Annotated in this window: 6 protein-coding genes and 1 rRNA gene; all 7 read left to right on the top strand. The window is 36.5% G+C overall.

Features of this window, described 5'->3' with window-relative positions:
- Window position 1 precedes the first annotated feature (1 nt).
- The 7 genes from rrf (at window position 2) to H8B04_RS04660 (ending at window position 6,654) form a co-directional block, all read left to right on the top strand.
- A 5S ribosomal RNA gene (rrf, locus tag H8B04_RS04690) occupies window positions 2-111 on the top strand.
- Window positions 112-618: 507 nt separating this feature from the next.
- Window positions 619-1,386, top strand: a complete 768-nt coding sequence (locus tag H8B04_RS04685) for an enoyl-CoA hydratase/isomerase family protein (RefSeq protein WP_190301612.1) — start codon at window positions 619-621, stop codon at window positions 1,384-1,386.
- A 2-nt stretch (window positions 1,387-1,388) separates the two neighbouring features.
- Window positions 1,389-2,258, top strand: a complete 870-nt coding sequence (locus H8B04_RS04680) for an SDR family oxidoreductase (RefSeq protein ID WP_165290431.1) — start codon at window positions 1,389-1,391, stop codon at window positions 2,256-2,258.
- 1 nt (window position 2,259) lies between these two features.
- Window positions 2,260-2,898 carry a hypothetical protein gene (locus H8B04_RS04675; protein WP_190301611.1) on the top strand — a complete coding sequence of 213 codons (639 nt, stop codon included), beginning with the start codon at window positions 2,260-2,262 and terminating at the stop codon, window positions 2,896-2,898.
- Window positions 2,899-2,988: 90 nt separating this feature from the next.
- Window positions 2,989-4,728, top strand: a complete 1,740-nt coding sequence (locus H8B04_RS04670; protein ID WP_190301610.1) for a phospho-sugar mutase — start codon at window positions 2,989-2,991, stop codon at window positions 4,726-4,728.
- A 1-nt stretch (window position 4,729) separates the two neighbouring features.
- Window positions 4,730-5,272: an NUDIX hydrolase gene (locus tag H8B04_RS04665; RefSeq protein ID WP_190301609.1), complete on the top strand. Its 543-nt coding sequence runs from the start codon at window positions 4,730-4,732 to the stop codon at window positions 5,270-5,272.
- A 68-nt stretch (window positions 5,273-5,340) separates the two neighbouring features.
- Complete coding sequence (locus tag H8B04_RS04660; protein WP_190301608.1) at window positions 5,341-6,654, top strand: nicotinamide mononucleotide adenylyltransferase; 1,314 nt, start codon at window positions 5,341-5,343, stop codon at window positions 6,652-6,654.
- Window positions 6,655-6,788: the final 134 nt, after the last annotated feature.

Here is a 6,788-nt window from a genome sequence, read left to right as displayed (position 1 = left end):
TGGGTGCCTATATCGGCGGTGTTCACCTCTTCCCATTCCGAACAGAGCAGTTAAGCCCGCCCGAGCCGATGGTATTGCCGTAACAGGTGGGAGAGTAGGTCGGTGCCTTCTTTTATTAAACAACAAAGCAAAGCCTTATCACATATCGTGATAAGGCTTTGTTGCGTTTGGAGAATTTATTTTTTCTTTCCTAGATTATATTTTAGGATACCACTTTCTATTCCTAACATTTATAGTATTCTGCTTATTCTCCCATAGTTTTACAAAAGTTGTTTGAATGGAATCCTCCACATCTGGGGTAGATAAGTTGAATTTTTCTAAAAAAACTAAAGGATTTCTGCATATCGTGAATAAATAATAGCAAAAGCTTCTTCATCGCCATTCTTAAGACGAGTAAGGACTTCCAATTCATTATATTTATTTATTGACATACGGCAAGAAGTTAGATTTGTGGAAATTATATAAAATTTGATCAATAAATTAAAAATGATTAAAAATTTTACCATTATTTTGATAAATTTTTAATCAATTAATATGATTTAAATAGGTATTACATTAAGGATCTTCAACAGTAGATTGTCGCGAAATTTCCTTAATTTGTTTTCAAATTATAAGCTTATGAATTTCATCAAAACCCAAGTAGAAGATCATATATTCCACATTATGTTGGATCGTGGAAAATCGAACGCTATGCATATTGAAATGATTCAGGAACTTATCGAAGCCATAGAGCGAGCGAATGATGACCCTGCGATTGAAGGCTTGATCCTAAGTGGTAAAGAGAATTTCTTCACTTCGGGTCTCGATCTCATTACGCTTTATCAGTACGACGAAGTTGAAATGCGAAACTTTTGGACAGCTTTTATTACTTTATTACACAAATTAGTAGCTTTTCCAAAGCCTTCTGTTTCAGCTATTACAGGACATAGTCCAGCGGGAGGCTGTGTAATGGCGATTTGTTGTGATTATAGATTGATGGCGGATGGGGAGTTTATTATTGGACTGAATGAAGTACCTGTTGGGATTATAGTACCCGAAAGTATTTTTAAATTGTATAGTTTTTGGTTAGGAGAGGGGACGGCTTACAGAAGTTTGTTGGAAGGAAAACTTTTCAAACCTTCTGAAGCTAAAGAGATTGGTCTTGTGGATGAGGTTGTTGCTTTTAATCGCATTCAAAATTTAGCTATGCGTAAAATTAAGTCGTTGACACAATTTGAAAAGAATGCTTGGCGTACTTCTAAACTTAATTTTAGAGCTCATTTAATAGCTGAATTTGAGAAAGATCAAACAGAAACAATTCGTCAAGTGTTAGAGCAATGGTGGAGACCGAGTACGCGAGCTATTTTGAAAACAATTATTGAAAATTTAACGCAGAAAAAAGCATAACTATGGTACAAGGAGCATTACGCGAAGATGCGTTATCAGGCAAAACGATTGTGGTAACGGGGGGCGGTACAGGCTTAGGTAAGGCAATGGCTACCTATTTTTCCGAATTGGGAGCCAATGTGGTGATCACGAGTCGTAAATTAGATGTATTGTCAGAAACGGCAAAGGAGATTGAAAAGAAGACTAATAATTTTGTCTTGGCAATAAGTTGTGATGTACGAAATATTGAAGATGTCGAAAAGCTTTATAAGGAATCAGTCGATACCTTTGGAGGTGTCGATGTGTTAGTAAATAATGCAGCAGGGAATTTTATTTCTCCAACCGAAAGATTATCAGCGAATGCTTTTTCTACTATTATAGATATTGTGCTAAAAGGAACCGCTAATTGTACCCTTACTTTTGGTAAAAAATGGATCGAAAGTAATAAAAAGGCAAATATTTTGAATATAATTACTACTTATGCTTTTACAGGTTCAGGTTATGTTGTACCTTCGGCAGTGGCAAAAGGAGGTGTGTTGACAATGACACGTTCTTTAGCTGCTGAATGGGGAAAATATGGGATTCGAAGTAATGCCATAGCTCCAGGACCATTTCCTACCAAAGGAGCCTGGGATCGGTTATTGCCAGGAGATTTGGCGGCTAAGTTTGATTTCAAAAATAGAGTTCCTTTGAAACGTGTAGGTGAGCATCAAGAACTGGCTAATTTGGCAGCGTTTTTAGTATCTGATTTTGCGGGATATATAAATGGCGAAGTCATTACTATTGATGGTGGTGAATGGCTTCAAGGTGCTGGTCAGATGAATGGAATGGAAGCAATTCCTGCAGAAATGTGGGATTACATTGAAAAAACTATTCGTGAAAATAATAAGTAATATGCGAAATATATGGATAGGGCTTCTTGCTCTACTAACCTTAACCGTCAGTTGTAATCAAGGAAAAAATTCAGAAAAAATAGTGTCAAAAGATTCTGTAACAGTGGTAGTGCCTGTAACTATTGAGGAACAAAATCAGTTGTCCGAAGTTATCACCCGTTTCGTAAGAGCGTATGCAAGCAAAGACAACGCAAAGGCTAATGCGTTGATTCATCCAGAATTGGGGATATACATAATCTATCGTCCAGGGGCATCCGACACTTTTGTAAAAATGGATAGTCTGGATTTTGCTCATCCCGTGCCAGAGGTTTTTGCATATCCTGATTTGAATACTGAATTTGCGCTAACGTTTGAAAAACTTCCTTCTTACGACTGTGGAACAGAAAAATGGAATAAAGAGGGTTTTATATGTGATACAACCGCTCATCCCAACCAATTGTCAAATATAACTGCATTCGAAGATGAGTTTGATGAGGATAAATTTTCGGAAGAAGATTTAATTAGGATTGAAGTTTCAGAAAAAGAAAGTTACCGTGTTATTGTGACCGCTGATCAACCTTTAATTTTTCATGTTCGAAAGTATAAAGGAGCATGGTATGTAACGACTCTTGATAGAGCATATGCAGGATGTGACGCTTAAAATATTGGTAAATTTTTTCTAAATCAACATTCACATTATCAGATATTTTTAATAAATTGTTAATTAATTAAAGTACATAGAAAATTATATATGAGCACTCTAGACCAAGAAACCAAATCTCGTATAGACCAATGGTTAACAGCTGAATACGATTCAGAAACAGTTGCAAAAGTTCAGCAACTGATTGATAACAATGAAGAAACAGAATTATTAGATTCTTTCTATAAAGAATTAGAATTCGGAACAGGTGGTTTACGCGGCATTATGGGTGTGGGCTCGAACCGAATGAACAAATATACAATTGGTAAAGCGACACAAGGGTTAGCAAACTATTTGAAAAAGCAATTCCCAGATCAACAGATCAAAGTTGCTGTGTCGTATGATAGCCGTAACAACTCTCAGTCTTTTGGTCATCTTGTAGCAGATGTATTTTCAGCTAATGATATTCATGTGTTTTTGTTTGAGCAATTGCGTCCTACACCAATGTTATCTTTTGCAGTACGACATTTCAATTGCCAAGGTGGTGTAATGTTGACTGCATCTCATAATCCAAAAGAGTACAATGGTTACAAAGCATATTGGAATGATGGAGGTCAACTTGTAGCGCCACATGACAAAAATGTGATTACAGAAGTAAATGCTATTCAATCTGTTTCGGAAATAAAATTCGAAAGAGTTGACGCAAATATTACTGTAGTAGGTGAAGAGTTTGACGACATCTATGTACAGGCAAATAAGAGATTAAGTATTCACCCAGAAGCGGTAGAAGCACAAAAAGATTTAAAAATTGTGTATTCTCCGATTCATGGTACAGGAATCACAGTAGTCCCTAAAATTTTAGAAGCTTGGGGTTTCACCAATGTTACTGTGGTGGAAGAACAATCAAAACCTGATGGAAATTTCCCAACAGTAGTGTATCCAAACCCAGAAGAAGAAGATGCGATGTCTATCGCTAAGAAGCGTGGTCAAGAGCTAGGAGCAGATGTTATCATGGCGACCGATCCAGATGCTGACCGTGTAGGTGTGGCTATCCGAAATCCAAAAGGGGACTATGAGTTGATTAATGGTAACCAAATCGGAAGCTTGTTAACATACTATGTGCTTTCCTCTAAAAAAGATAAAGCCGAATTGAAAGACAATGACTACATCGTTAAAACAATCGTTACGACGAATTTGATATCAGATATCGGAGCAGAATATGGTGTGAAATCTTATGAAACGCTTACTGGATTTAAATTTATTGGTGAAGTAATCACAAAGTTATTAGGAAAAGAGAACTATTTAGTTGGAGGTGAAGAGAGTTACGGATATTTGGTTGGTGATTTAGTTCGAGACAAAGATGCGGTAAATTCATGTGCATTTATTGCGGAGATGACAGCTTATTTCAAATGTCAAGGCAAATCACTTTTCGAAGTATTGCAGGAGCTTTATGTAAAACATGGATTTTACAAAGAGAAATTAATTTCCTTAACGAAAAAAGGTAAAGCTGGTGCGGACGAAATTAAACAAATGATGATTGATTTGCGCGCTAATGCTCCAAAAACTTTAGGTGGGGTAGAAGTAAAAGAAATTCGCGATTACGAGAATCGTGTAGCGACAAATATCGTTTCAGGCGAAACGTCTGAAATTGATTTACCAAAATCAGATGTATTACAATTCATTACAGTTGATGGTGACGTCATTTCGGCAAGACCCTCTGGTACTGAGCCAAAAATAAAATTCTACTGTTCGGTGAGAGAAGCTTTAGTTGATGCTTCTAATTATGAAACTATCTCTGCCAAGTTGGAGCAGAAAGTAGAAAATATTATGGCTGATATTGTAAAAGGATAATATGCAAAAGTGGAAACTTTTAGAATCTAAATACATTATTCAACGACCTTGGGCAACTTTACGTGTCGATAAACTGGAGTTGCCTAATGGAAATATAAAAGATGAATATTATGTTTTAGAATACCCGAGATGGGTGAACATGGTGGCTATTACCGAAGACCAAAAGGTTCTTTTTGTCCGTCAGTATCGTCATGGAGCAGACGAAATCATGGTCGAACTTCCTGCAGGAGTAGTGGAGGAAGGAGAAGAACTAGAGGCTGCAGCACGCAGAGAGCTTCTAGAAGAAACGGGATATGCTTTTGATACTATAGAATATATTTGTGAATTGTATGCTAATCCTGCCACAAGTGGCAATTTGACCTACACGTATTTACTTACAGGTGGTAAAAAGATTCAAGAGCAGGAGCTAGACAATTCTGAAGACATAGAGGTGGTAGAAATGTCGATTGAGAAGGCTAGGCAATTTTTGTTTGATAACAAAATTGGGCAAGCTTTACATAGTGCGGCATTATTTTATACCTTCAAAAAAATGGGTTTACTATAAAGTAAGCCCATTTTTGTTATAAAGATTGTTTATCTAATTAATTAAACTCATTTTTTTATCTTTGCAGCATGGCAAGAGAGATATTCGAAACAAAGCGCAAGGCTTTGAAAATTAACCTCGATCCAGCTATCTATGGGACATTTGCGGAGATTGGAGCTGGACAGGAAGTAGCGCGTAATTTCTTTGAAGCGGGAGCTGCTTCAGGAACTATTGCAAAGACGATGTCAGCTTACGATATGGCATTTTCGGACGCAATATATGGCGCGGAAGAGTCGGGAAGATATGTGAGTAGGACAAGGTTACGCAAAATGTTAGCGCACGAATTTACCCTCCTGACAGAAAGACTACACACTGAAAAATACGATAATAAAAGATTCTTTGCCTTCGCAGATACTGTAACTACCCTAAATTTTACCAAAACAAATGATCCACACGGCTGGTTAGGTATTCGTTTTCAATCGGAGGTTGATGGTCCTACTAATGACATCATTATGCACGTTCGTTTGTTGGATTCGGACAATAGACTGCAGTCCAAAGTTTTAGGTATATTAGGTGTTAATCTGGTATTTGCGGCTTATTATTATGCGAATGATCCACAGGTGATGATTGAATCTTTGGTGGACAATTTATCTGTAGGAGCGGTAGAAATTGATTTGATAAAGCTAGAAGGTCCTGTTTTTGAGAATGTAAATGAGCGACTGGTGAATTTATACCTTATTGCAAAAGGCTTCTCTAATGCGGCGATTTTCAAACCAGATGGTAAAGCTGCTCAAATCAAAGACTTCTTGTACCGAAAAGATATCGTAGTATTGCGTACTAAATATCGCCAAAAATCGTTGCCAAACTTTGACTTGTTTAACCAAGCGGTGGAACAATTCAAGAAAAATACTAATGCAAAACCTCAAAACACCGTCGTCCTGATTGAGGTATTGATGGGTAATGTATTGGATGAAGAATCTGATTTAACAATTGATGATTTAAAGTATTTTGCGGATCGTGCCGAAGAATTATGTGCTACAGGAAATAATATATTGGTATCCAACTTTAGACGTAACAATCACTTAGCGGAATTTTTCAAAACTTTCAAGCCAAACAATGTTGGTATTGCAACAAACGTTTCGAACTTGCGTAATATCTTCAATTCGGACAATTACAGCAAAGAAAACTATACAAATGAATTGTTGTCATATATTTCAGGGATGTTTAGTAAAAATGTTAAATTGTATGCTTATCCATATCTGGACAAGAAAGCAAACGAAATTATCACCACTAAAAATCTAAAAGTTTCGGAAGAAGCAAAACCTTTATATGATTTCTTAATTCAGAATCAGTATATTATTGATATTGAAAATTACGACGAGAAATACGTGAAAACAGTATAACTGTTTTTCTTCATATAAATAACAATCCCGAAGGTATCGCTTTCGGGATTTCTTTTGTCAAATCTTCGCTATAATTCTATTACGTCATAGTGCTTTTTGCATTTTTCTGTAAATTGTATACCCAATTACTATAC

This window comes from Sphingobacterium litopenaei (assembly GCF_014692495.1).
Lineage (GTDB): Bacteria > Bacteroidota > Bacteroidia > Sphingobacteriales > Sphingobacteriaceae > Sphingobacterium > Sphingobacterium litopenaei.
The sequence above is the reverse complement of the archived record's forward strand: the minus strand, read 5'-3'. Positions and strand labels throughout refer to the sequence as shown.

Coding starts and splice junctions, on each gene's coding strand:
- H8B04_RS04685 (WP_190301612.1), top strand. CDS start 619: ATGAATTTCATCAAAACCCAAGTAGAAGATCATATATTCCACATTATG.
- H8B04_RS04680 (WP_165290431.1), top strand. CDS start 1,389: ATGGTACAAGGAGCATTACGCGAAGATGCGTTATCAGGCAAAACGATT.
- H8B04_RS04675 (WP_190301611.1), top strand. CDS start 2,260: ATGCGAAATATATGGATAGGGCTTCTTGCTCTACTAACCTTAACCGTC.
- H8B04_RS04670 (WP_190301610.1), top strand. CDS start 2,989: ATGAGCACTCTAGACCAAGAAACCAAATCTCGTATAGACCAATGGTTA.
- H8B04_RS04665 (WP_190301609.1), top strand. CDS start 4,730: ATGCAAAAGTGGAAACTTTTAGAATCTAAATACATTATTCAACGACCT.
- H8B04_RS04660 (WP_190301608.1), top strand. CDS start 5,341: ATGGCAAGAGAGATATTCGAAACAAAGCGCAAGGCTTTGAAAATTAAC.